3 protein-coding genes are annotated in these 3,372 nt (G+C 77.8%); 1 reads left to right on the top strand and 2 read right to left on the bottom strand.

The window, feature by feature from the left end; all coding sequences use genetic code 11:
• Positions 1–1,207, top strand: a 1,207-nt coding sequence (locus tag GTW43_RS04855; RefSeq protein WP_161300370.1) for an HEXXH motif-containing putative peptide modification protein, incomplete at its 5' end; no start/stop codon positions are given.
• 70 nt (positions 1,208–1,277) lie between these two features.
• Here GTW43_RS04855 and GTW43_RS04850 read toward each other — a convergent pair.
• On the bottom strand, positions 1,278–2,870 hold the full coding sequence (locus GTW43_RS04850; RefSeq protein WP_161300369.1) for a DUF4139 domain-containing protein: 1,593 nt from the start codon (positions 2,868–2,870) through the stop codon (positions 1,278–1,280).
• Between the two features lie 6 nt (positions 2,871–2,876).
• The coding region (locus GTW43_RS04845) for a DUF4139 domain-containing protein (protein ID WP_161300368.1) at positions 2,877–3,372 on the bottom strand (496 nt) is incomplete at its 5' end.

Genomic DNA, 3,372 nt, shown 5'->3' with positions numbered 1-3,372 from the left:
GGCCCGGCGGGCCTGGGAGGTCCTCGCCGCGGCCCAGCGCCGGGATCCGGACCGAGCGGCGGCCGTCCTCACCCACCCGGCGGCCGGGCCCGCGCTCGTCCGGCTCCTCGTCCGTCTCGACCGGCTCCGCGACGGCACGGCGGGCGCCGCCGCCCCGCGTCCGTCGCTGTCGTGGTTCACCGCGCTCGCCGCCGCTGCCGCCGTGCGCTCGGGCCTGCCCGAACGGCTGCGCTGGACGCCCGACGGTCCCTGGGTGACGCTGCCCTCCGTCGGACACGCCCACGTCCCCGGCGCCGGAGCGGACGGGCACGGGCCCGTCGAGCTCGAGGTCGGCGCGGACGGCCGCACCCGTCTCGCCCTGCCGGGCGCCCCCGGTGGCCCCCCGCCGCTGACGGTCCCGCGCGATCCGCACGGCGCCGCGGGCCGCTGGCAGGGCGCGCACCGCCTCGCCGCACTGGGCCCCTCGGCGCCGCTGCTCCTCGACACGATCGATCCGCCGTGCTTCCAGCGGGCCGTCCGCGCGCCCGACGGCATGCCCGAAGGGGAGGTACGGCACTGGCGGCACACCGCGCGCGCCGCGGTCGACCTGCTCGCCGCCGACCACGCCGAGCTGCACGCCGAACTCGCCGCCGTCCCCTGGGTCCTGGTGCCCCTCGTCGACGCCGTGAGCGGCACCGTCAGCGGCAGCAACGCCGAGACCTTCGGCTGCCTCGCCCTGTCCCGGCCCGCCACCGCCACCCGCTTCGCCGTGACGCTCGCCCACGAGGCCCAGCACAACAAGTTCGCGGCGCTGCTGCACCTCTTCGACCTCTTCGAGCCCGGCGGCAGCGAGCTCTACTACGCGTCCTGGCGCCCCGACCCGCGCCCGCTGCTCGGCCTCTTCCACGGGGCCTACGCGCATCTGGGCGTCGCCCGGTTCTGGAACCGGCAGCGGGAGAGCACCCCGGACCGCGAGCTGCGCGCCGCCGCCGAGTTCCAGTTCACCCGCTGGCGTGCCGCCGCCCGCGAAGCGACCGCGCAGGTGCTCGGCTCCCCGCGGCTGACCCCGCTCGGACACCGCTTCGCCGAGGGCATGCTCACCACGCTCGACGCCCTGTGCCGGCTGCCCGTCGCCCCCGAGGCACGGCGCTCCGCGTCGGCGTCGGCGCGGGCGCACCGCTCCGCCTGGCGCGAGCGCAACGGCCCGGTGGCGGCGCTGCCCGCGTGAACGGGCCGGGGCCCGACGCCCCTTCGGGGCGGCCCGGCCCCGGAGGACCGGTCCGCTGGAGCCCGGCGCCCTACAGCCCGGTCACCTTGGCGCGCGCCACCACGTCGTACACCAGGGTCACGGTCCGGTGCGCGCCCGGCGGCAGCGTGAGGTCCCAGCGCACGATCCCCTCCGCGTCGACCCCGTCCGGCGCCGGGGAGCAACGGTCCTCGCGCAGGCGGACGTCGACGTCCGCGACCTCGGACACCGGGATGCGCTCGCGCAGGGTGACGGTGCGCTCGCCGGTCTCGTCCGGCGCGGAGAAGCGCGAGACGTGCAGCCGGACGGTGCGGGTGATCACGGTGCGCTGGGTGAGGGTCGCCGTGTCGCGGCTCTCCTCCGTCTCGCGGGTCACCCGGTAGGTGTCCGAGGAGCCGAAGGCCAGCTCCTGCGGGGCGTCCGGCGCCGTGAAGGGGAGCGTGCCCCGGCCCGTGAAGCCGCTGCCGCGCACCAGGTCGACCGGGCCCGTGAGGAGGGCGTGCCCGGTGGGGTTCGTGAACCGGGCGACCTCGGTGACCAGCGGCGAGAGCTCGGGCGCGCAGACCTGCTCGGTGCGGGCCGTCGTGCTCGCGCTCGACAGCGGGACGCGGTGGGCGCGGCCGTCCGAGGGCACCGACGCCGGGGCCGGAGCCCGCAGCACCCGGGTCTCGCCGCCGTCGTCCACGCCGGGCGGCCCGGCCACCTGGAGCGGACCGACGTCGCCGACGGTCTCCTCGCGCACGGCGACGTCCACGGTGCGGCGTTCGTCCGCGGACCGGTCCCGCAGGGTCAGGCGGTCCTCGACGAGGCGGGGCGGGCTGGTCGCCTGCGTGGAGCGGGCGGTCGACAGCGTGAGGTCCACGCCGCTCCAGTCCTCGCCCGTGCGCTGCCAGACCGTCGCGTCCGTGCGGAGCGTCAGCCGGTCGCCGTCGAGCGTGGCCCGGTAGGCGGGTCGCCACAGCGCGCAGGGGGTCAGATGCGTCACGCGCAGGGTGGCGGGGCCGGCGGCCGCCGCTCGCACGGTCAGCTCGATGTGCGCGGTGAGGGACGGGGGTTCCTCCTCGGCGAGGGCCAGCGCGTCGTGCGTGCTGCCGAGTTCGGCCGCGACGCGGGCCAGCCGGGCGCCGACCGCGGCCAGTTCGTCCTCGTGGGCCGCGCGTTCGGCGTCGACCCGGTCCAGTTCCGTGGTCCAGCGCTCCGGTTCGCTCTCGCCCGCGCCGGCGCCCTCGGCGATGTCGCGGAGCAGGTCGCCGGCCAGCCGGTCGAGGACGTCCAGGCGGGTGCGCAGCCGGTCGCGGTGGTGCTCGAGACCGGTCTGCTGCTCCTGGAGGGCGTACGCGTGCCGGCGCAGCGGCGCATCGTCCTCGGTGGGTGCCTGCGGGCCGCGCGGGGTCCAGGCCCGCACGATCCGCACGTCGAGGACGTCGGCCTCGGCACCGGTCAGTTCGGCGTGCAGACTGCGGTCGACGGCGAGGGCGCTGACCGGTCCGAGACGCAGCCGCCGGACCCCGGCCGTCAGCTCGAGGGCCGCGGTGCGGGTGATCTGGGCGCGGTCCTCGAGGCAGGTCACCGCGGTGACGGGCATGGGGACGGGTGCGGGTTCGGGTTCGGATGCGGGTGCAGGTGCGGGAGAGGTCGGGGACATGGTGGGTCAGCTCCTCCGGTTGCCGCCGGTGAGGGCCTTGGCGGCCGGGATCCGGATCTCGTAGCCGCCGTCGAGCACGGCGGCGCCGCCCGCGGGCACGTCGGCCCGCCACAGCCGGGTCCCGGCGGCGTGCAGGTCGGGCCCCTCGCCGTCGGCCGGGACGGTCCAGTCGGCCCGCTCCTCGATCCGGACGTCGGAGTCTGAGGTGACGGGGACGCGCTCGCGGACCTCGACGGTGACGGGGCGCGGCAGCCGGTTGGCCAGCTCGATGTGCACCCGGTGAGCGAGCACGGTCGTCGAGTTGCGCAGCCCCGCGGTCGACTCGAGGAGTTCGGTGCGGCGCGCGACCCGGAGCGCCTCGGCGGGGCCGAGACCGACCCGGCCGGTGCCGCCGGGGGCGAGCGTGGGCAGCGCGGTGGTCGGCAGCGGTTCGCCGTCCACGCCGACGTCCACGGGCCCGGCCGGCAGGGCCTGCCCGGTGCCGTTGGTGACGACCAGCGTC

The sequence above is a fragment of the Streptomyces sp. SID5785 genome (genome assembly GCF_009870065.1).
Taxonomy (GTDB): Bacteria; Actinomycetota; Actinomycetes; order Streptomycetales; family Streptomycetaceae; genus Streptomyces.
The sequence above is the reverse complement of the archived record's forward strand: the minus strand, read 5'-3'. Positions and strand labels throughout refer to the sequence as shown.